At 37.9% G+C, this 22,172-nt stretch carries 22 protein-coding genes and 1 pseudogene; 11 read left to right on the forward strand and 12 right to left on the reverse strand.

What is annotated here, in order from left to right; all coding sequences use genetic code 11:
* The first annotated feature begins 158 nt into the window (after positions 1-158).
* Positions 159-269 (forward strand): hypothetical protein, encoded by a 111-nt coding sequence (locus NBH07_RS21170; RefSeq protein ID WP_233555018.1) that lies wholly within the window; start codon positions 159-161, stop codon positions 267-269.
* Between the two features lie 54 nt (positions 270-323).
* Here NBH07_RS21170 and NBH07_RS22530 read toward each other — a convergent pair whose 3' ends face one another.
* From NBH07_RS22530 to NBH07_RS21185, 4 genes are all read right to left on the reverse strand, one after another.
* On the reverse strand, positions 324-458 hold the full coding sequence (locus NBH07_RS22530; protein WP_008781134.1) for a hypothetical protein: 135 nt from the start codon (positions 456-458) through the stop codon (positions 324-326).
* A gap of 58 nt (positions 459-516) precedes the next feature.
* A complete protein-coding gene (locus tag NBH07_RS21175; protein ID WP_122145455.1) occupies positions 517-1,287 on the reverse strand; it encodes a sigma factor-like helix-turn-helix DNA-binding protein in 771 nt (256 codons plus the stop codon).
* The gene (locus NBH07_RS21180; RefSeq protein WP_008781224.1) at positions 1,284-1,622 is read right to left on the reverse strand and encodes a helix-turn-helix transcriptional regulator; all 339 of its coding nucleotides are present in this window, start codon (positions 1,620-1,622) and stop codon (positions 1,284-1,286) included. The genes NBH07_RS21175 and NBH07_RS21180 overlap by 4 nt, the downstream gene beginning before the upstream one ends.
* Positions 1,623-1,759: 137 nt before the next feature.
* The gene (locus NBH07_RS21185; RefSeq protein WP_008781223.1) at positions 1,760-2,353 is read right to left on the reverse strand and encodes an RNA polymerase sigma-70 factor; all 594 of its coding nucleotides are present in this window, start codon (positions 2,351-2,353) and stop codon (positions 1,760-1,762) included.
* Positions 2,354-2,917: 564 nt separating this feature from the next.
* Between NBH07_RS21185 and NBH07_RS21190 the strand changes: the two genes are divergently transcribed.
* From NBH07_RS21190 to NBH07_RS21210, 5 genes are all read left to right on the forward strand, one after another.
* On the forward strand, positions 2,918-3,943 hold the full coding sequence (locus tag NBH07_RS21190) for a FecR family protein (RefSeq protein WP_122128832.1): 1,026 nt from the start codon (positions 2,918-2,920) through the stop codon (positions 3,941-3,943).
* Between the two features lie 196 nt (positions 3,944-4,139).
* Complete coding sequence (locus tag NBH07_RS21195; protein ID WP_122128830.1) at positions 4,140-7,514, forward strand: TonB-dependent receptor; 3,375 nt, start codon at positions 4,140-4,142, stop codon at positions 7,512-7,514.
* Between the two features lie 11 nt (positions 7,515-7,525).
* The gene (locus NBH07_RS21200) at positions 7,526-9,061 is read left to right on the forward strand and encodes a RagB/SusD family nutrient uptake outer membrane protein (RefSeq protein ID WP_008781201.1); all 1,536 of its coding nucleotides are present in this window, start codon (positions 7,526-7,528) and stop codon (positions 9,059-9,061) included.
* Positions 9,062-9,213: 152 nt separating this feature from the next.
* Positions 9,214-10,911: a right-handed parallel beta-helix repeat-containing protein gene (locus NBH07_RS21205; RefSeq protein ID WP_008781200.1), complete on the forward strand. Its 1,698-nt coding sequence runs from the start codon at positions 9,214-9,216 to the stop codon at positions 10,909-10,911.
* A 27-nt stretch (positions 10,912-10,938) separates the two neighbouring features.
* Positions 10,939-12,312, forward strand: coding sequence for a Gfo/Idh/MocA family protein (locus NBH07_RS21210; RefSeq protein ID WP_034528124.1), 1,374 nt, complete (start codon positions 10,939-10,941; stop codon positions 12,310-12,312).
* A 619-nt stretch (positions 12,313-12,931) separates the two neighbouring features.
* On the opposite strand, the gene NBH07_RS21215 is transcribed toward NBH07_RS21210, so the two are convergent.
* Both NBH07_RS21215 and NBH07_RS21220 read right to left on the reverse strand, forming a co-directional pair.
* Positions 12,932-13,546 carry an SLOG family protein gene (locus NBH07_RS21215; protein ID WP_008781198.1) on the reverse strand — a complete coding sequence of 205 codons (615 nt, stop codon included), beginning with the start codon at positions 13,544-13,546 and terminating at the stop codon, positions 12,932-12,934.
* Between the two features lies 1 nt (position 13,547).
* Complete coding sequence (locus tag NBH07_RS21220) at positions 13,548-14,114, reverse strand: phosphoribosyltransferase (protein ID WP_008781197.1); 567 nt, start codon at positions 14,112-14,114, stop codon at positions 13,548-13,550.
* Positions 14,115-14,285: 171 nt separating this feature from the next.
* Here NBH07_RS21220 and NBH07_RS21225 point away from each other — a divergent pair, with 171 nt between their 5' ends.
* The gene (locus NBH07_RS21225; RefSeq protein WP_170079620.1) at positions 14,286-14,576 is read left to right on the forward strand and encodes a hypothetical protein; all 291 of its coding nucleotides are present in this window, start codon (positions 14,286-14,288) and stop codon (positions 14,574-14,576) included.
* A gap of 132 nt (positions 14,577-14,708) precedes the next feature.
* Here the strand turns inward: NBH07_RS21225 and NBH07_RS21230 are convergent, their stop codons facing one another.
* The 3 genes and pseudogenes from NBH07_RS21230 to NBH07_RS21240 form a co-directional block, all read right to left on the reverse strand.
* On the reverse strand, positions 14,709-14,861 hold the full coding sequence (locus NBH07_RS21230; RefSeq protein ID WP_170079621.1) for a hypothetical protein: 153 nt from the start codon (positions 14,859-14,861) through the stop codon (positions 14,709-14,711).
* Positions 14,858-15,256, reverse strand: a complete 399-nt coding sequence (locus NBH07_RS21235; protein WP_008781195.1) for a single-stranded DNA-binding protein — start codon at positions 15,254-15,256, stop codon at positions 14,858-14,860. The genes NBH07_RS21230 and NBH07_RS21235 overlap by 4 nt, the downstream gene beginning before the upstream one ends.
* 1,002 nt (positions 15,257-16,258) lie before the next feature.
* Positions 16,259-16,980, reverse strand: a pseudogene (locus NBH07_RS21240) (type II toxin-antitoxin system HipA family toxin); the annotation flags it as partial.
* 393 nt (positions 16,981-17,373) lie between these two features.
* Here NBH07_RS21240 and NBH07_RS21245 point away from each other — a divergent pair.
* From NBH07_RS21245 to NBH07_RS21255, 3 genes are read left to right on the forward strand one after another with little or no spacing between them, the layout of a single operon-like run.
* Positions 17,374-18,228, forward strand: a complete 855-nt coding sequence (locus NBH07_RS21245) for a virulence RhuM family protein (RefSeq protein WP_008781192.1) — start codon at positions 17,374-17,376, stop codon at positions 18,226-18,228.
* A 16-nt stretch (positions 18,229-18,244) separates the two neighbouring features.
* Complete coding sequence (locus NBH07_RS21250) at positions 18,245-18,574, forward strand: hypothetical protein (protein ID WP_008781191.1); 330 nt, start codon at positions 18,245-18,247, stop codon at positions 18,572-18,574.
* Positions 18,575-18,614: 40 nt separating this feature from the next.
* The gene (locus tag NBH07_RS21255) at positions 18,615-19,211 is read left to right on the forward strand and encodes a recombinase family protein (RefSeq protein WP_007844655.1); all 597 of its coding nucleotides are present in this window, start codon (positions 18,615-18,617) and stop codon (positions 19,209-19,211) included.
* Positions 19,212-19,314: 103 nt separating this feature from the next.
* On the opposite strand, the gene NBH07_RS21260 is transcribed toward NBH07_RS21255, so the two are convergent.
* Both NBH07_RS21260 and NBH07_RS21265 read right to left on the reverse strand, forming a co-directional pair.
* Positions 19,315-19,650 (reverse strand): nucleotidyl transferase AbiEii/AbiGii toxin family protein, encoded by a 336-nt coding sequence (locus NBH07_RS21260; RefSeq protein ID WP_008781190.1) that lies wholly within the window; start codon positions 19,648-19,650, stop codon positions 19,315-19,317.
* Positions 19,647-20,237 carry a DUF6088 family protein gene (locus tag NBH07_RS21265; RefSeq protein ID WP_227154515.1) on the reverse strand — a complete coding sequence of 197 codons (591 nt, stop codon included), beginning with the start codon at positions 20,235-20,237 and terminating at the stop codon, positions 19,647-19,649. Before NBH07_RS21265 ends, NBH07_RS21260 begins: the two co-directional genes overlap by 4 nt.
* Positions 20,238-21,066: 829 nt before the next feature.
* Here NBH07_RS21265 and NBH07_RS21270 point away from each other — a divergent pair.
* Positions 21,067-21,228, forward strand: coding sequence for a hypothetical protein (locus NBH07_RS21270; protein ID WP_182387855.1), 162 nt, complete (start codon positions 21,067-21,069; stop codon positions 21,226-21,228).
* A gap of 716 nt (positions 21,229-21,944) precedes the next feature.
* On the opposite strand, the gene NBH07_RS21275 is transcribed toward NBH07_RS21270, so the two are convergent.
* Entirely contained in the window at positions 21,945-22,172 is a 228-nt protein-coding gene (locus tag NBH07_RS21275) for a hypothetical protein (RefSeq protein ID WP_122128826.1), read from the reverse strand.

The following is a 22,172-nucleotide window of genomic DNA, read 5'->3' on the forward strand; positions in this document are numbered from 1 at the left end:
GCTGAAGGAAACCTTCCATACTACCATATATCAATTGCTTTTCCACGAGATATTTTCCATCTCGTTAATAATCTTCTTGACATATAGATCATTTATTTCATCGTTTACACGTCGTAACCATCCGTCAGGAGCACGTAACCAGCGATGCGGATGATCGCTTGACGGAAGCAGTTAAAAAAGCCGTAGAGAGATTAGGCATCCGTCTGTTAGGCCATGTGAGCGTAGCAGGTGAGAACTATTATGGCAATGCGGACGAAGAAAAATTATAGAAGATGTAAAGGGGGACGGGAGAAATCCCGCCTGCCTGGGCTTCGGGGTTCTTTTCAGGCTATCGGATACGACATCGTAAAATTATAGATCTTTAGGTCGTTAGCTCCTACTAAGCCTACGCCCTCTTGGATAAAGAAACGCTTGAATTGCTTGATATTCGGGTACCCCACCAGGTGGTAATGGTTCATAGATCATCTTATTTTTAAAGGCATTTACTGAATATCCCTGTGTAAGGGTAGATCCAATTTAAGTCAATAGCCCTATCAATAACGGCATGTAGTCTTTCAATTTGATTCGTAATATTTTTAATGCTTGTTGAATCCTGTAATCTACAGTTTTAGAGGATATGTTTAGATGCGAGGCGATCTCTTTATAAGTCATATCTTGGAAGCGATTCATTTCAAAGGCTTGTCTGTAATTTTCGGGTAAATCCACCTGGCCGGAACGGAACTCTCCCGTTTCGGTATTATAGGCAATCACCGCCTTCGGGCGCATACCACCGGCAGAGGTCCCAAGATATACCAACTTTTTCATCGTGAGGCTATCCTCCGGCGATATGGCAGCAGCATCCCGATCATTATATATTTTAGAAGCCAATGTTGCCAATGATGACATATCCACCGTCTCTTGGATCTCATCATCATTAAATTCCGGTTCAAATTCCAATGCTCCCATAGCCCTCTTACCGATATAGGAAAGTTTCAATAGGGGTAATGATTCCGTAACCTTTATATTGTTATCCGTGAGCCACTGGTCAAACAAGGAAGATCCCCATCTATCAGGAAGCGCGTCCGCAAGAAATTCCGGAAGCCCTTGATATAACTTATCCCTATTCCCATAAAAAGACGCAAACAAAGGGGTTCTCTTGGGATGGGTGGAAGGACATATATCATAATCTTGTTTCCTATATTCATCGGTAAATTGGAATACGGAACAATGCTTCTCAAAATCCCAATTCAATTTGCCAATACAAGTTCCCCACAAATATACATTCACTATAATTGGTTCTTTCTTCATGCCATCTTACGTTTACTATTAATTCTTTGTATTCTCTTGCCTGTTTTCTCATTGATAAGGAATGGAGAGTCTGGAAGTTCCGGTACAAGACCGACAACACCCTCAAGAGTTCCACTGATACGCAAAATCTTAAGCAACGTACTCAAGGCAATATCATTTACTTTGCAAGATTCTTTTCTTTTAATTGTAATGATGGATACCCCCGCCTTGTCCGCAAATTCTTGTTGAGAAAAACAACAGCTAAGTCGTATAGCCTTAACCCTCTTGCATATTTCCTTAACAATACTCTCATCTGAGAATTCATATATTGAATATGTATCATATAATTTTTTCATAGAGGAAAATATATTTAAGTATCATTTTTGATACAAAAATATCGATAAACTTGAAAAGCACCAAATTTACAGGCATTTTTTACTTCGTAATCTTTTTTGCTAATGTAAAAAAAGCGGCTTTATGCCGCTTCAATCATTTACGACAGAATATTTTTAGGAAACAACAGCATGATCAGCGGCAAATAATCTTTCAACGTGATCCGTAATTGTTTCAGTGCCTGTTGGATCCGGTAGTCTACCGTTTTGGGGGATATTTGCAGGAACTCGGCTATCTCCTTATAACTTTTATTTTTGAAGCGGTGCATGACAAAGGCCTCCCGGTAGATGGGAGGCAAAGCGTCTACCGCTTCCTTAATCCTTCTTTTTAGCTCTTCGAGTTGGTAATAATCGGTCTCTTGCAGCATCTCCTGCATATTCTCGTAGAAAAAGGTATCGGCCCTTAGTTGGGAATGATGGTGAGCAATCACATTAATTGCACGATGGTAAACGGTTTTGAACAGATATTGGCTCAGTGATGTTTCGAAGGTTTGTGTTTCCCGGTTCTCCCACAACCATAGCATCACGTCTTGCACGATCTCTTCTACATCTTTCAGTTCGACAAACCGAGTGGCGTATGCACACAAGATAGGATAGTATCTTCTGAATAAAACACCGTATGCTTTTAGATCCCCATGTTGCATGGCTGAAAGTAAAAAGCGCTCGTCTGTGGTTTGTAGTATTTCTTTTTTCATATCTTTGGTTACAAAAGTAATTTTTAATTCTGCAAATTCAAAATACTTATGAAATCCATGTCTGAACTTAGATTAATAAGTTTGTCCGAATTGCCATAAGGAAATTACATTCATATAATCTTGTCCGATATCGTCTTTTACAACAAAATCGTTTTCAATGCCTTGCAATTACTTTTGTTCTTCCTGCACCATGCGGACCGATTACCCTATCAGACGGTTGTTCCAATTTATACGGTCGAACATATATCGATGAAATGCGGTCGATATGGGACATAACATGGCATCGAAACTTATTTGTAATTTTCCCATGACTCTTTATTTGTTTACGCAAATAAACTTGTTTTGCACTATAGAATGTGTAAATTCCGCAAATCAGGTTTCCTTAACAGGATAATGTACTTTGATGGTCAGTGCTATTTTAATAATTCCGAATGGACCTTGAGTTAAGGGTATAAACAAGTAAAAAGCTCTTTTTGGCAAAAAAATTTTGAAAAAAACACCTTTACGTTTAGGAATCCGTCTGACTTCTCTTGTCTAATAGATAAACATGGATAAAAGACAGACATGGAAACACAGAATACAGATATGATAGAGCACCTTCTCCCTCGCTATTGTTCTGGCGAAGCGACAGTCGAGGAATGTCGGCAGGTTGAAGAATGGATCAGGTTATCGGATGAAAATTATCGGATTGCCAAACAGGTTCATACCCTTTATCTGACGACAGATACGATGCAGGTATTGTTGAAAGTGGATACGGAGAAAGCGCTATCTTCTGTCTGTCAAAAGATGAGCAAGGACAGTGTCCGTCCACAAGTGGGCATGCTTACTTTACTGCAACGGGTTGCAGCAATTCTGTTTATTCCACTTTTGATCGCTTTCGGTATACAAACACTGAGACCACGTCCGCCCCAAATAGCTCAGATGATTGAAGTAAAAACGAATCCGGGTATGACGACTACGATTCAGTTACCGGATGGCTCTATTGTCCATCTTAATTCGGAATCGAAACTGACTTATCCCTCTTTTTTTGATAAGGACAAGAGAAGGGTTACATTGCAAGGAGAGGCCTTTTTTGAAGTGCAGAAAGATCCGGAGCATGGTCTTGAAATCACTGCTCCCCATGAAACAAAAATAGAGGTGCTGGGTACCTCATTTAATGTTGAAGCCTTTGAAAAAGATCCTTTTGTTGCGACTACATTGATCAATGGTAAAGTTCGTTTCGGTTACATGAAAAACGGTCGAATGACGGCTATACAGATGAAACCGGGGCAGAAACTAACTTATGACTCTTCTTCCTCCCGAGTCCAATTGGCTGAAACGAACGGCGAGTCAGAGATTGCTTGGAAAGACGGAAAGATTGTTTTTCATGCGACCCCTTTACCGGAAGCTTTACGGATATTGGAGAAGCGGTTTAATGTAGCCTTCGTATTATCCAATGATCGTCTTCGTGGTGAAGCTTTTACCGGGTCTTTCAGTCATCAGCGGTTGGAGCGTATCTTGGAAATATTTAAAATATCGTCTAATATCAAATGGCGTTATTTAGATACGCACAATATCGAGAATGAGAAGGCTAAGGTTGAAATCTATTAGGCACAATTTAAAAGTAATTTAATAACACATTAAAACACGCAATGTATCATGAAACACACCAGCAGACCCCCATAAAGAAAAAACATCCGGAAAAATATTGGCGTATTCTTCCGGATGAAATGAATTGACTTTAAAATGCTTGTTTGGCGACAAGCGGTAATAAATCATTTTTTATTAATTAGATCACTACAAAGTTATGCAAAAACATTTTATTACCCAACAGTTTTGGGTAGTATCAGAGTTATTTTGGTTTACCTTAAACAAAATTCCAAGAGTTATGAAGTTATACATATTCTTGTTGTTCTGTTCGATTGGCTTGGCACAAGCTGCAAATAGCTATGCTCAGAATGCAACTGTTAACCTGAAAATGCAGAATCAAACGGTTCAAACCGTATTGGATGAAATAGAAAACCAATCTGAGTTCTCGTTCTTTTTCAACACGAAGCATGTCGACCTGAATCGTAAAGTTTCGATTGATGCTGAAAACAGTGATATATTCAAAGTCTTAGATCATATCTTCTCCGGAACGAATGTAAAGTATTCGGTAGTGGATAAGAAGGTTATTTTGTCGACAGAATTAGTTTTACTGCCAAGTGTATCGCAGAATAAAAAAACGGTAAGTGGTATTGTAAAGGATGAAAATGGTGAACCGATAATAGGAGCGAACGTAATAGAGAAAGGAACGGCAAACGGGACAGTGACAGATATGGATGGCAAATATACTTTAGAGGTATCATCTTCTACTGTTGTTTTGCAGTTATCTTATATTGGTTATTTGACAAAAGAAGTAATAACGACAAATAAATCTAATATAACTATTGTTTTAAAAGAAGATACTTTAGCCTTGGAAGAGATTGTGGTCATTGGTTATGGAACAATGAAAAAAAGAGATTTAACAGGTTCCATTTCATCTGTAAAATCAGAAGATATTGTAAAAATGGCAACTTCATCTCCTATAGCAGCTTTGCAAGGGCGTGCTGCTGGTGTTTCTATTTCAATGGATTCCGGTGCTCCAAATGCAGGAGTTTCTGTTCAAATTCGAGGTATTGGTACGTTCAACAACTCTTCTCCTCTTTATGTTGTAGATGGCTTTCCTATGGCTGATATTGGATATTTGAATCCAAAAGACATTGAAACTATTGAGATATTAAAAGATGCTTCAGCTTGTGCTATATATGGCTCACGTGGAGCAAATGGAGTTATTGTTATAACAACTAAAAAAGGGAAAAAGGGAGAATTGAAAATTGGTATAGATGCATATTATGGAATAGAATATTTAGCTTCTAAACCGACAATGTTGAATTCTTCTCAATATGCGGAACTATCTAATTTAGCTTATAAAAACGCAGGTAAAGATCCTCTATATGCAGATACTTCCAATATGCCTTATTCTACAAAATGGTATGATGAGGTGTCGCATTTGGGACAAATCCAGAATTATAATATTAATATGTCCGGAGGAAGTCAGAGAATGCAATCCATATTCAGCGCGAACTATTATAAGAAGGATGGAATTATAAAATCGATGAATTATGATCGAGTTTCATTGAATCAGAGTAATAAAATAGAAGCAACTAATTTTTTGAATATAGAGACATCCCTCTCTGTATCAATGACAAATTCTAAAAGTATGGATTCTAATGGTATTTTTTTAGCGTCTTTAATAGCTCCTCCAGATATACCTGTCATTGATCCTGAGACTAATTATTATACAGGTATTACAAAATTAAGATTAGAAAACCCTGTAGGTCGAATAGCTAGAAATAACAGCAAATATAAGTCTCTTTATTTTGTAGGGAACTTTAGTGCAAATCTTAATTTGACCAAGGATTTGGTTTTTACCTCTCGTTTCGGAATCAAGATTGTTAATTCTAATAGCAATGGCTTTACACCAGTGTATTATGAGACGGCGGATAATTCGGTATTGATGAATTCTGTTTCTAGAGGGACTACTAGAACAACGGATTGGACAGCCGATAATATGTTGACATATCACCATTGTTTTAATGATGTACACGATTTGACTACCATGGTAGCAATTTCTTCCCGTAGTTATAAATCTGATTCTTATTGGGCATCAAAACAGGATACTCCACTTGAAAGAGAAGAATTTTGGTATTTCGATTCAACAACGAAAAATCCGATGAATAGCGGAAGTGGAGCTGAGTTGACTATGTTATCTTATTTAGGACGTGTTAATTATAATTTGTTAGATCGTTATTTGTTGACTGCTAGTATTCGAACTGATGGCTCTTCTCGTTTTTTGAAAGAAAATAGGTGGGGGTATTTCCCTTCTGGGGCTATTGCCTGGAAACTATCAGAAGAGATGTTTTTTAAGAAATGGGAACAAAAATGGTTTAATAATGTGAAGATTCGGTTAGGATACGGTACAATTGGTAATGAAAATATATCTTCTTATTATCCTTATTTGACTCCAATATCACAGCAACAATATTATACTTTAGGGAAAGTTCCAGAAAGGATCAATGGAGCCGCTCCTTCTGCTATAGGTAATAGGGAAGTAAAATGGGAAACCTCGAAACAGATGAATGTAGGAGTTGATTTAGGGCTATTCGATAATCGTCTAAATATTACTGCTGACTATTATGTTCGAAAAACAAATGATATTTTACTAGATCAACAAATACCTTATATTTCCGGATATGGCAGTATTATACGTAATGTTGGAGGAATGCAGAATAAGGGTTTTGAACTTACTGCAGGATTTAAAGGAGGTAAAGGCAATTTCTTTTATAGCATAAATGGAAATATGTCATTCGTTAAAAATAAAGTAACGAATTTAGGAACAACCAGTGCTTTGATAGGTAGTTGTGATGGTGTTTTTGTTGATATGGCAACAGCCATAGGGCAGTCAATTCGGACTGAAGTTGGAATGCCTTATGGTCAATTTTATGGTTATGTAACAGATGGTATTTTCCAAAATCAATCGGAGGTTGATGCTTATAAGAAAGATGGACATTTGATTCAACCAGAAGCAAAACCAGGAGATTTCAGATTTAAAGATTTGGATAATAATGGAGTAATAGATGAGAATGATAGAGAATTTATTGGAAATCCAATTCCTGATATTACGTATGGTTTGTCATTTGATGCAACATATAAGAATTTTGATTTAAGTATTTTATTTCAAGGTGTTGTAGGAAATGAGATTTATAATGCAGCAAAGTTTTATTATATGAGATTTGATGGTAAGCATAATGTTCGTGTTGAATATCTTGATAATTATTGGGCAGGAGAGAATACATCTAACACTCAGCCAATCCCTTCTTCTGATTTGACAAGGAATAATAATAATTTTAGAAATTCTGATTATTACGTTGAAAACGGATCGTATCTACGATTGAAAAATATTCAACTAGGTTATACTTTCTCTCCGAGATTTACAGAGCAATTCAAACCTTCTATTCGTGTGTATGTGGCTGCACAGAATTTGTTTACATTGACGCAGTATAGCGGATTTGATCCGGAAGTTGCTAGAAGTTATTCTGTTGATAGAGGACAATATCCTCAAGCTCAACAATATATGATCGGCGTTGTTGTCGGATTTTAAAAATGAATGATATGAAAAATTTTAAGATATTAATATTAGGACTATTGGTATTACAGAGTTCTTGTTCCGATTTTCTGGATAAGAAGCCATTGGTACAAACATCTGTTCAAACTTATTATTCTACAGATGAAGAAGTGAATTCTGCTTTAATGGGTATTTATTCCCGTTTGCAACGAGAAAATTTTCAGTTAGGACCGATGTTGATTATTGGAGATGACTGTTCTGACGATGCAGATATAGGAAATGAAAATAGTGAAGCGTTTTCATGGTTGGGACCGGTATCACAATCGTTACAGAAGTTTGATCATCTATCTACTAATTGGTTAAGCTCAGCATTATGGGGAGAGGCTTTTACTGGCATTTCTTGGACTAATCAGGCTATAGAGAGTATTTTAGCAAACCGAAATTTATTATCGGAGAAAAGTGATTTGTACTTGGGGGAAGCCTATTTTTTACGTGCTTTTTTCTACTTTTTTTTAACCCGCCAATATGGGAGGATGCCAATCGTTGATCATGTATTGTCTTATAATGAATTTTATTCTCCTCGTGCCTCTATAGAAGAAACGTGGGATTTTATTGTCCGAGATTTAAAGAAAGCTATAGAGCTCTTACCCAAGAAAAGTGAATATAGTGCAACTGATTTGGGAAGAGCCACTCAAGGCGCGGCTTATGCCATGTTAGGGAAAGCTTATATTTATCAAGGAAAATTTCAAGAAGCGTATGATGCTTTGATGAAAGTCGTTGAGTCTGGTGAATATTCATTAGAACCAGTTTATGCAGATATTTTCACATTGGAGCATGAAAATGGAATAGAGTCTGTTTTTGAAATTCAGCATATGACTAGTAATACAGGTTGGTCTGATGACAATGAGGGTTCTATTCTTTCTTTTTATGAACATGACGCAGATCCTGATGATCCTATCAAATGGCATAATGGCTGGTCTATGCATTGTTTAACTGAGGATTTAGTTAATAGTTATGAGAAAGGAGACCCACGTTTAAATGCAACAGTTATTTTTCCAGGGGAATTTTTTGATGGGCATATCAATTATAATAAAGCAAGTTCTACTGGTTATCAACCTAAGAAGTGGTATATTCCTTATGATCAACGTTCTCAGTCTGATCAAAGTGACTGTCCTAAAAACATAATTTTTTATCGTTATGCTGACGTTCTTTTGTATTTAGCTGAAGCAGCCAATGAAATAGGAAAAACGGCTGAAGCATTAGGTTTTCTGGAACAAGTTCGCCATAGAGCTAGATCAAATGCAACGGATGTGAATGTTTTACCTATAGTAACAGAAACGGATAAGAATAGATTGCGTGATTTGATTTGGCATGAAAGGCGTGTTGAATTAGCAGGTGAAGGACAACGCTTTTGGGATTTAGCTAGGCAGGGACGTTTAGGAAAGGTAATGAAGGCTTATTCACGAAAGTATAATTCAATTAAAGGACAGAACTTTATTGAAGGAAAAAATGAATTACTTCCAATACCTGACGATCAGATAATAGTCTCCAATGGAGCATTATCTCAGAATCCTAGATATTGATGTTTAACTATTTTACAATAAAATAAATACGTTTTAATTTTTATCAAAAACATGTATGTATAAGCAATGTAGTTGAAGTCGATACCAGCAGCATTATTTTATACTATTCTTTTATTTATATTCTTCACATTAAGTAATTAATACTAATAATCATGAAAACAGTTTTATTAATAATATGTATGGTCTTTATAGAACTAACTGTAAATGCTCAGAATACAACATATTTCGTATCTCCGTATGGTAATGATATTGCTTCCGGTTTATCTATTAAGGATGCGTGGAAAAGTTTGGATAAAGTAAATAGTGTAACGTTTCTTCCTGGTGATAAAATCTTGTTTGAATCAGGAGGCATTTGGAAAGGACAGTTAAAACTGAAAGGTTCAGGGATTGAAGGAAATCCTATTCTTCTTTCTAATTATGGGGGTAAGGACAGGCCGGTGATTTACACCGGAAAGGCTGAAGGTGCTGGAATTCGTCTATATAATCAGTCTTGGTGGATTGTAGAAAATATGGAGATCACCAGTGGAGCTGCTCCAGAACTAGGAATTGGTCGCCAAGGTATTGCAGCAATAGTTCGGGGAGCTGATCAACATGTAGAAAACATTATCATTCGTAATTGTTATATTCATGATATTTGGGGACAACTTGGGGGAAATACGGAATTTACGGGATATAATAGTTGTGCTATTGTTGTACAGATGCAGAATGAAAAAAATGATGGTTGCGATGATAACGGTCTGAATGCGACATTGGATAATGTTTTAATCGAAAATAATCACATTGAGCGTTGTGATAAGTGTGGTATTGTTGTCCGTGGATGTAAAAGGAACTTGAATATATCTCATAATTATATGGAAAATATAGGAGGAGATGGCATTTTGGCGAGTGGTTGCTATAAAGGAATGATCGAGCATAATGTGGCAAAGCGAACGTGTATGCGTTCCGGATATATGGATTTAAAAGGTGGAGAAACGTGGTGGCCTCATACTGCAGCAATATGGATTATGAATGCTCAAGAAACTGTTATGCAATACAATGAAGTGTATGATACAGGTCGACAGCCAGGGAACGGAGATGGGTTTGCTTTTGATTTTGATTATTACTGTAAACATTGTGTTTTACAGTATAATTATAGTCAGAATAATCATGGATTCCTTTTGTTTATGGGGCGAACTTTTGAAAATATAGCTCGTTATAACATTAGTGAAAATGATCAAACTCACTTGGTACAAATGCAGTGTGAGATAGGAGATCGGAATATGCTACATAATAATATTTTTTATATCGATTATGGGACAGTAGATATTGATTTTTTTTGTGGAAATGATGGTATGGTCAATAAAACGACGATAGGTGCTGCCTTTTGTAATAATATATTTTATGCAACTGGGCAGAGTTGTTTCAGAACGGTGTATTCAAAGGGGGAAACTTTAGGGCGAACCTTCGATGAATCTGTAAAAGTTGCACGAGGAATGCCTTATAAATTATTTTATAATAATTGTTATTTCGGTCTGTGGAAAAATGGTATCCCAAATGATCCGAACAAATTAATCGCTGATCCTTTGTTTATTGCACCGGGGACAGGTAAAGAAGGTTTTTCTTCTTTGACTGGATATCAGTTACAATCTGATTCTCCCTGTATTAATGCTGGCTTTTATATACCCTTGTCGGGGAAATATGACTTTTGGGGAAATCCCATAGAAGATGGATTATTGGATGTAGGAGTCTACGAGCAAATAGGAACGGGAGTTTTTGCAAATAAGATTAAAATGAAGGAGGATGCTGAAAAGTACAAAAAAGAATCTGATTCTGCTTGGTTAAGATGGAACTCCAATGGTAGTGAAAATTAAATTGTTTATTTGATTAAAAGTAATAGTATGAATGAAAATAGAAGGAATTTTATCAAACAGGCAGTAATAGGAACTGGACTTTTATTAGGGAATAGTGTGAAGGCAATAGACCTCGAGTCGGTGAAAACGATCAATGAATCTTTGCATACTTTTCACAAACAGAAATTTAATATGTGTGGTTACCGTGCTCCTAAATTAGAGACTGTTCGAATTGGTTTTATTGGTATAGGTAACCGAGGTATTTTCAATATGACACAAATGCTATATATAGAAGGTATTGAAGTTAAGGCTCTTTGTGATTTAAGGCAATTTCGCATTGATGAAGCCCAAAAGTTATTGTCGGATTTTAAAAATCCTGTCGCGTGCGAATATGGAGGTTCTCCTGACGCATGGAAGTCTGTCTGTGAACAATCTGATATAGATTTAATTATGATAGCAGTACCAAGAGGTCCTCTTCATGCAAAAATCAGTAATTACGCTATGTTGTGTGGAAAACATGTAGCCGTAGAAGTCCCAGCAATTGCAACCATTGATGAAGCTTGGCAATTAGTTGAAACATCGGAAAAAACAAAAAAACATTGTACGATGTTGGAAAATTGTTGTTATGATTTTTTTGAGTTGCTAACGTTGAATATGATTCGTCAAGGTTTATTGGGTACTATTATTCATGCAGATGCCGCTTATATTCATCATCAGAATAATTTTGTGAAAAATAGAGACGGAGATATGTGGCGTATAGAGGAAAGTCAACGTCATAATGGTAATTTATATCCAACACATGGATTAGGACCGATTTGTCAAGCAATGAATATAAACAGAGGAGATCGGATGACTCATATGGTTTCTATGTCTTCAAATGATTTTATGATGGCAGAAATGGCTACCGAATTTGCTCAGAAAAATCCTATTTATAAGTATTTAGCGACAGATACTTATCGGGGGAATATGAATACTTCTGTTATTCGTACAGAAAGAGGGCGAACTATTATGTTACAATATGATACAACAAGTCCTCGGGTTTACTCACGTATTTACATGGTAAGTGGGACAAAGGGAGCTGTACAAAAATATCCTTTTCCTGAGCGTATTTCTTTGGGTGATGACTGGGTGAGCGAAAAGGAAATGGAAAATTTAACAGAAAAATATATGCCAGAAATAGTCCGAAGGATAGGAAATATGGCTAAAAAGATTGGAGGACATGGTGGAATGGATTTTTTAATGAGTTGGCGTTTGATAGATTGTTTAAGAAATGGTTTGCCTATGGACATAGATGTTTATGATGCCGTAGCCTGGAGTTCTATTATCCCATTAAGCGAATGGTCCGTAAAACATGGCTCACAACCTGTGTTAATACCAGATTTTACTTGTGGTTCTTATCGATTAAATGAACCGTTTGTGTGAAATATTGTAAGCATTCAGCTAACCCTGTATCGCAAAGTTTTATAAGGGCGGTGTGCATTCTATGTTCTACGCAAGGAAAACCTGCATTTTTTTGCTGTTTTTCTTCACTAGAATGTTTATCTTCCCAAAATGTGCACTCCATAAAAACAGATGACGAAGTCCTAAATATCTGATTAATCATGGGGATGTGTCAAAAGTCAGACACATCCCCTTTTCCTGTTGCGAAGTATAAAAATCAAAGTCAGATATCTTTGTATTATCAAAGATAAAGGGCTCCCTTTGTGCCGTCGCCTGTTTTAAGAGATATCATATACAGAGGGAGTGACGGATAGACCAAAGAAGCCTTGACTATACACATGTAAAGCTTGGCTATTTGTAGTCCAGGCTTTTTTATACATTAGAGTCACAAACAACAAATAAAAACCAAAATGATCACTATGCTTAAAAAAAGGTGTCCGAAAATGGACAGCCTCATTAAGTAAAATTCATCTATCATTGCTTTTCATATTTATTGTGTATTCCTCTTTTGCACCGGAAATATTGATACTTATAGCAACCAGACGGTACGACATCGCCACGTTTGATCATACCGCTGGAAAACAGTGATATACAATCTGAATCAAAACAGATTGTGTATCACCAATTTCTTTTTTTGTGCCTTGTTAAACGTATAAGAAGTTCCTCCAACAGATTTTCCATCCCAATAAGCAATCAGCCTACAGGCGTGTGAAATCATGTAATCATTACGGTGGGCATAGCATTGGGCATAATAATATTCGGATAGAACTACCACTTTGTCGGCTTGGCGCAAAATATCAGCATACCTCTGTTTGTCCTCTTTGTTGAAATACACATCTTGCCCGACATAAGGAACAACCGCCACCAAAACCATATCGGGATATTGTTTCCTTTGTTCAAGTATGGTATGAGCAGCCATCATGTCAAATCCAACCGCACAACCGATATAGAAAAAACGGCTTCCATTCTCATAGCAGAAACGTACCTCTTCATTCAACGATACGGACAAAGCATATTTATTTGTTCGTATCGTTCTATGACCGGTAAAAGCAACGGACATCATTTTCATCCATTTATCATGTGCCTTTCTACATATATCCAACGAACCTGCCGAAGTTTCATACACCATTCCATTCACCTCATAACGATAAGTGAACCAAGTAGTATCTCCAAAGATACCCTTCTGCTTCTCTATATAAGTCTCTTTTTCTTTCATCTTATAACATACGGACAACTGTTTTACCTAAAAAGAAACCTCCCAAAACCTCACCTCCTATTTTTTCCAACTGACAAGCGAAACGAGCATACGAAAATCCTTTTGTTAAAATATCGTCAAATACCAAGATTTTCTTACCCCGAAAAAAGTCCTTGTCAAATTCTATCACTTGTACTTTATGAAGCGACTTGCTATCAAATTTCTCATGAATAGCCAAACGATCTCCACTGACACGTATATGTTCATACGCATTGATAGCACCTGAAAACTTACACACAGCCGAAGCAAACCCCTTATAACGAAGTTCATTCTTATCAGCAGAAGAAGCCGGGACACAAGCAAAAACAATATTCTTAACATCATCACCAAAAACTTGATGTAACTTATTCGCTATCATCCAAGCTACATTCAAATAAGATTTTCCATCCTTAAAACTCCATATCATCTTACGAATTTGCCATTCTCTTTCCGTTGCCTGCCGATATTGCATAGGAAGATATTCAAAGAAAGAAAACATCATCTTATGCCATTGTCTGTCTAAACTAGGATATTTACTCTGATGTGCCATAGTCTTTTATCTATTAAAATTAAACTTATGCTTCAGCTAGATTTAAAGACCTTTTTTTAAAAAACCTTTCCGGGATGGCCTTTTCTTTCTGCCGACTTTTTTTTGAGCTTTCATGCCCCATCTGAGTTTATGAGCCTTTTTTTACGGCACACTACAATAAGGAAGGAGGGATTGAGAAAAGTTTTGGACGACAAAAAATGTTGGGGACAGCGAAGCCGTCCGGCGTTATTTTTTTTCAGGACAAAGGGCGAAGGCCGGAACTCTTTCATATCCATCCTCCGAAATAAATTTGCCGTCCAAAAACAAAGGATCTCAGACGGGGATATGGAAAAAGCGCACGAGGGGAGGCAGAAAACCAAGGAAAAGGGCGGTACGGAAAGTAAAAACAAACCATACGGCTTGGCAGGCAAAGACGTATTCCTATCTCCCCGCCACCAAGTGGCAGGGGAGGGAACGGGTTAACAACGGACTGCCGAGACAAACGGTAAAAGGAAGGGGCTGCGATACGGAAGAAGGAGGTTGTTTCGGCAATGCCGAAGCTCCGGATGATGACTGTTGCAATCCCGCCCACGTTTGGAACTTCTCTTTTCGGGTTTACCCATAATCAGCCGCATGGCGGATGACTACGGGCAAACCGGGAATGAGAACAGTCATTCCGCTGAATGGGAGGGTGGGAAAAATCTGCGTGAACGCAAAAACGCTCTCGGATATATAGCAAAAAAAGCGGCCCAGTGCCGCTTCAATCATTTGCTTGCTTTTTTCTTTTTAGATGCAGCCTTCTTCTTAGGCCGATCCGGTTTTTCTTCTTCTTTTTCCGGAGCCGGATAAAACTTGGTGGCTACCATAACGATGCGGTTACGCTTCTCCCCACTTTTAGAATCCGTCCACTCTTCCGGCTTAAAGTAACCTTCAACGGTTATCAGCTCACCTTTTTTCAATACATCGAAGGAATCCAGCGCTTCATTCTTTCTCCAGGCTTCAATCCCCATGAAAGCAGAAACATAAGAGGTTTCTTCACCTGTCTTGTCTGCACGGCTGACTGCGATAGAAAAGCGTGCTACGCTTGCTGTTTCAAAACTACGGATTTCTACATCCTTACCGATAAAACCTGTTACTGCGAATGAATTTTCAATCTTTTTCATATCTCTGATTTTTTAGAAGTTAATTAATCAATTTTACAGTGCAAAAACTGATTGTTGACTTGGGGGTACACCATGAAAAAAGGGATAAATACGCTTTTTTATACAGCAAAAAAGGAAGATTCATCCCTTTTTTATTGGTTAAGATGGCAACAAATAATTGGGGTTAAATACACTTTTTGTGCAAGGCAGAAAAAGGAAGATTTCAGCCAAATAACGACGTGATATTTGTGAATCGTCCCCTTATCCCTATCAGCGGGGTTAGCAACAATCTATATTCGCAACGGAAAATGATTTGACTTCACTAAAAAATGATATGAAAAAGACAAAACTTGAAAATCAGCAACAGGTTTGGAAAGGATGCAAAAAACAATCGGTTAGACAGCAAGCATGGCACATTCCGAAAATATAGTCAGCCACCTATTGATACATCGGAAGAAACATCTGCAATTCCTTTAAAAAAAATGAAGCCTAAAAATGAAGCATACCATATTCCATATATTAGAAAAAAGTGACTGTGCGATAAAATAGGCTACACCGGAAAAAACGGGAAAACGGATTCTGTGGGAAGAACACAACCATACAAATACGGCCACCACACCTTTTCTGGAAAAAAGAAGATTATACGACCGGAAAAATAACAAGGCACCAGTCGGAGAAAAGCAAGCGATTGAAGCGCACTGCCGCTTTGAGAGCGAAATATCCGAATACCTATCTACAGCCCTAAAAGGCTGGGACGTATGGGTAAGCAACAGAAAGAACACATTATCCTACAAGATGATGCGTGAACGAACCGGATGCCTGATTCAGCAGCCAACGAACGGCTGTGAGGGCTAACAAGAATCAGACATACCTTAGCTGGGTGGTGGGAGTAAGGGAACTTCGTGTACGCTATCGCAAAACAGCCCGAAGGAGCTACCTTGATATAGGGTGGCGGGTGGGAAAAAGATGCCCCTTCAGAAAGATAAGATTCAACCAGATAACCCCAGTCAGTTCTGTTCAAGATTACAACTTACAGTTCTTCGACTCCAACAAGTTCAAATCATCGATGACCAATCCATCCAACACATGTTGGATCTTATCAGATATAGCCTTGTCTATGCCATACTTGGCGCATAATGATTGAAAGCGACTTACAGCATGAACACCTGTAATATCTTCTTTTCGGGTTCCTCTACAAAATCCTCGGCAAAGTTAACGAAATCACGGGTGGTCAAGGCTGACCTTTTACCCATCACGCCCATCGAATGAATGTGTGCAGAAGAATTTTCCCATGCATTTGCCGTGAACATCACATCGTATGCGGGTGACAAACGCCATGCTCCTGTCTTGTCCATGATAAATGAAATATTCTTATTATGGTCATCAGATATACCTGCGACATAATTAAATACCATCCTGATAAATATCTGGTCTTTGTCTTCCTGAGGAAGTCTCAGGGTATCCGCTATCCAACAGGGCTTCATATAATCATCCGCTCCCGGCATAATGGCCGCAAGAGTCTGGCTAAAAATCTTTTCTCCATTCTTATGATCAAACCTTTCCGTCACGAAATGATTTCTCCCATCAATCTCTTTCAGGAAACATGGCATCATGTTAATCCCTGCCGCTGCTGCCATTTCGCTGTATATCATTTCTATCTCTGTGGTAGGAGAGTCGTCAGGCTCTTTGAATTTTATGATATACTGCTTGAAATTTTCGGGTAAATCCACCTGACCGGAACGGAACTATTAAAAGTTTTGAGTATGGAAAGAAGCCGAAATCTTGACATCAAAAACAAAAGGAATTATTGACCAAAGCCAGGCTATGATTAGTAAGGCTTTTTGTACGGGTGGTATTTATACCGCCCGTTTTTGTTGCTCCCATCCCTCGAAAAAATTGCACTTCTAAGTTGAATCTTCAATAAAATGTAGATTTGCATTTCCATTTGAATTTTAGTTATTTGATACCCCAACCATGAACAACAAACAGACAACTGTTTTTTTGAGACAGCAGAATGTTTCTGTTTTATTAAAATAAAAAGGAAACAAACTTTTGAAGTAATACTTACGGAAAAAATAGATTTTATAATGTTTCTTTTTCGTACATTTGCAGCAACATAATAAAAGCGAAACATAATAATGGAGAAGCAAGGAGAAATCATACTATACCAACCGGATGAAGCTGTAAGGTTGGAAGTACGTTTAGAAGATGAAACCGTTTGGCTCACACAAGCGCAGATAGCAGAACTTTTTCAACGTGACAGAACCGTTATAACCAAACATATAAATAACGTTTTTAAGGAAAAGGAATTGGAAGAGAAAAGCAATGTGCATTTTTTGCACATTGCTAATTCCGATAAGCCTGTCAAGTTCTTTAGTCTAGACGTAATAATTTCAGTTGGATACAGAGTTAAAAGCGTAAGAGGTACGCAATTCAGGCAATGGGCAAATAAAATTTTAAAAGAATATTTATTGAAAGGCTATTCTATAAACCAACGGCTCAATGACATGGAATATAGAATGAACAATAAATTCTTCCAAATAGAGAAAACCATTGCTGAACATGATGCAAAGATAGACTTCTTTGTGCGCACCTCATTGCCTCCGGTGGAAGGTATCTTCTTTGACGGTCAGATATTCGATGCGTATAAGTTTGCTACAGATTTAATAAAGTCTGCCAAATGCTCACTTATACTTATCGACAACTATGTAGATGAATCCGTGTTACTCATGTTGAGCAAACGAAACATCGGTGTTTCAGCCACCATTTACACCCAGCGCATCACGCAGCAACTCCAACTCGATCTTGACAGGCATAACAGCCAGTACCCGCCTATCGACATCAGGACGTACCGAGACAGTCACGACCGCTTCTTAATCATTGATAATACGGAAGTATATCATATTGGGGCATCGCTAAAGGATTTGGGCAAGAAAATGTTTGCCTTCTCCAAACTGGAACTTCCTGTCCATACAATAATTGATGTATTATGAAATAAGCTAATCACCCATGCGAGAAACGGAAGAGAATATAAAATTCAAGATGGAAATTGACGTATTGGTTCCCATTCCACGTACTGTCACCCGTGATTTCACCAGTTTGAAGCACCTGCGTCAATGGCAGAAACGGAATGACATTGACGGTTCTCTTTACTGCTTTGCACACCGGGAATACCTGCTCAACGAAAAGGGAGAATGGGAACAATTTACCGTTATCGGCAAACAGGTAGTAACTATCGGAGAATTGGAAAGACTTCTTTTGGCTATGAAGCAAAAGGGGTTCAACCAATACAGCCGTGAGGAATATGAAGAATTAATGTCTTCATGTTTGAAAAAGTGAAGAATTAAAACCTTCATTAAACAACTAAATACGAAACAGGATGAAAATAGGATATGCCCGTGTTTCCACCAAGGAACAACATCTGGATATGCAACTGGAAGCGTTGAAGGCTGCCGGATGTGAGAAGATCTTCTCTGAGAAAATGACCGGACGTCAACAAAACCGCCCGGAACTGGATGCCTGCCTGAACTTTCTCCGGGAAGGCGACACGCTTGTCGTATATAAGCTGGACCGGCTTGGCCGTTCGCTGAAGAATATCCTTACGCTATTGGAAGATTTCAAGAATAGGGGTATCCAATTCACCTCACTGCAAGACAACATCAGTACGGAAGGCGCAATCGGCCAACTGATGAACAACATTCTCGGTGCTTTCGCCCAATTTGAGCGTGACCTTATTTATGAGAGAACCCAAGAAGGCAGAAGAATCGCCAAGGAAAAAGGTGTCAAATTCGGCAGAAAGACACTTATCAACAAAAACAACATCGCCAAGCAGAAAAGCTGCATCCAGCTCTATGAGTCCGGAACACCGGTAAGGGAGATACAGAAAATATTAAATATAGGCAGTAGCGGAACAGTGTATCGTCTGCTGCGAAGGAATGGTATTACACTAAAATCTGAGAACAGAAATACGAAATAAATCTCTTCTCCCATCCTTCACCTTCAAAGATGATTCTCAAAGATCATCTGCCCCCACCTCTTAACAAGGTTATAGGAAAGTTCCCGTGAAGGGGACCGATTTTTTAATTCAATTTAATACAAGAACTCCATGCACTCCTGTACCGCTTTTTCCAGTGCTTCTTCCAAACAACAGTCGCAATATCTGTGAAGCCTAGATATTTGGGATCTATTGCAAGGTCAATATCTTCTGAAAACCGTTCTATCAGTCCCCATCCTTTGCTAAGGCTTGTCCCGCCTTTGAATACAAAAGCTGTAGCATACGGCAAAGAAAATATAGCACGTAATACCATACTGACCCAATAGTCCTTCTCTACGGCATTGTCCACGATCCCTTTATTTTCGGCGACATTAGCCAAAATGGTGAGCTGTTCTTCTTTTGTAAGCTTAGTGAAATTCATAATGCAAGTCTTTGTTTAATCCATTGCGGAGCAATGCTGTAATCGTATCTGATTTCATCAGGACTGCCATATTTTTCAATAGCTTGTTTTATGATGACAACCTGTTCATCGGTTACTCCATCTTTTCCTAATTCTTTCATAGCAGCGACTATTAGTGGGAACAAGTCCGTCTTATAAGCAAAATTGCGAGGCACACTGCGTTTGAATATGATTTTACGGTTCCCGATAGTAAGTTCCCTTGCAGCGGCATCTGTCAAATAGACTGCATTCATCGTAACCTGTGTGGAAAGTCCTAATTTGTTCAATGCAGTCAATCCGCTGGGAATAATGCGTGCCTTATCCTTTTCAGCAACAGCATAAGCGATTTCCTCTATAGAAGGTCGAAGTATTCCGAACTTATTTCGTGACGGATATAAATATATGCCTTGCGAGAGGCGTATAAGAACACCTCCCTTTTCTAATCTGGAAAGGGCACGAGTAACCAACCCGTCATTATTTAGATAGGCAAAATCCTGAACCATATAGAGTTTGTTTGGTCCATTGCTTTCAATCGTATTGCGTATCTCTTTTGTTAGTATTACTCCCATGATCATTAATAATCTGAGTGCAAAGGTACAATATTCCCTCCAGCCAGCAATAAAATGTCCGAAAATCTTAAAGAAAATCGGACTTTGAGAAATGTTTTGCGGTTTGATACCTCAATCCTAAATATATTAAGTCAAGTCTAGAAAAGATAATCCATCATGAGGTGGTTTCAACCGTACACGTCGTAGGAAATCAATACCTACACCTCGAAATGAAAAGTTTTTTATTAGGCAGTGTGGCAAAATAGCGATAAAAGCAGATTGTGGCAGTTTGTGATTACTTTGGGGAACCAACAAGAAACGGGAACTTAGTGGTATCAAATCAGAAAATAAACAATAACTAATTGTTATATATCAGACAGATACAAGCTCTATTTCGGTTCAAGCGTGGAACTGCAAATGCCACGTCTTAGTTTGGAGGTCGTAGGAAAAACCTGTAGTACTGCTATGAGTATAGCAGCCCACGCTATAGCGTGAGAAACCACTATGCTACCCTTGTACTACTATTTGAAAATTTCCTACGTTAAATATATATTACTTTTATCACCTATAATTCAATATTCACGTGTATTTTCCCGAAAGTCTTTTGTTCGTCACGTACCCGGTTTAATTCGCTTTTCTCCGGTTAGGCTGTGTGATCCGGTGGGATGCAACCTACCGGTAATATCATTTTGCAATGACCGTCGAGCTATTTTTCTTTATTCATGGTGGATACCGTTATCATTTTGTTACAACTTAGAAATATCCTCTATAATCTTAAAATAAATTTACCATATTTATCCTCTAACACACAACAAAGATTCCATTTTATTCACCGTTTAATATAAATACAATGAAAAGATCTGTAAAATTAGCTGTTCTCTCTTTTTTGTTATCCATTGGCATCTTGTCCGTTCACGCAGAGATAAAACTACCAGCCATATTCAATCATAGTATGGTACTCCAGCAACAAGCAGACGCAGCCTTATGGGGATGGTCTAAACCGAATACGTAAGCTAATGTAGCGAATCTGTTGTTATAGCACATATCATCCAAATTCTATAGTCTTTTGTGCCAGAAGAATGACTTTACCTTCGCTTTCCCCTATTTTGAAATTATAATATCTATTGGATACCGTTCGCCATCACTATGTACGTGTACAAATTGAAAATCCCCATAGCTTTCACTGAGTTGATTTTTACGTCCCCCTTATTATATGATGGTTTTGTGAATTGTACGTAGGTTGCTCTTTATAACACACGAGGGTGTGCAAAACTAAAATGGCCTCTCCAAAAAGTTACAGATCGTAATTACAAGATCTAAAAGGGTCGTATCAAGCTCTGTTTTGAGTAATTATACGACTCTTCTTGATGTTCAAGTTTCAAATAAAAAGCTCATCTGGGCTAAAATTGAGTTTTGACACGCCCTCTTTAATAGATATGGATGCAAAATTTACTATGTTTGTATATGATTTATGAATTAATTTCCGATTTTTGCAACAAATAAGAGGGTAAAAAATATTTTCATAAAACTTGTAAGAGCGATTTACCATGAGGATAGTCGCTCTTTTCTCTAAAAGTGAAATATTTACCTATATTTGTAATATGATTTTTTAGATTAAGACTTTAGTTAGATAAAGCGACTTTTCCCGTGAGGGTAGGGTCGCTTTTTTTAGTCGGTAGCTGGGCTATCCAGCGTAGGAACATGAGGGATCGGAATACAAATCAAAACTTACTGTCGTTTGACAATATATTTATCCATCATTTTGTCGAAAGCATCCTCAAACTCCTTCCAATTTTCCGGATGGACGAACCCCAGCCATACGGTACCTCCTATATTCCCTCGGTTTCGTACCCACGCCGCATGTTCGGTACCTTCCTCATTTTTTGTTTGTATAAGCTCCACACCCCCGAATCCTTCCAGATATTGGAAGAGAGGGCGTTTGTTTCTATCCTTCAT

Source organism: Parabacteroides sp. B2-S-102 (genome assembly GCF_023656665.1).
Taxonomy (GTDB): Bacteria; Bacteroidota; Bacteroidia; order Bacteroidales; family Tannerellaceae; genus Parabacteroides; species Parabacteroides distasonis.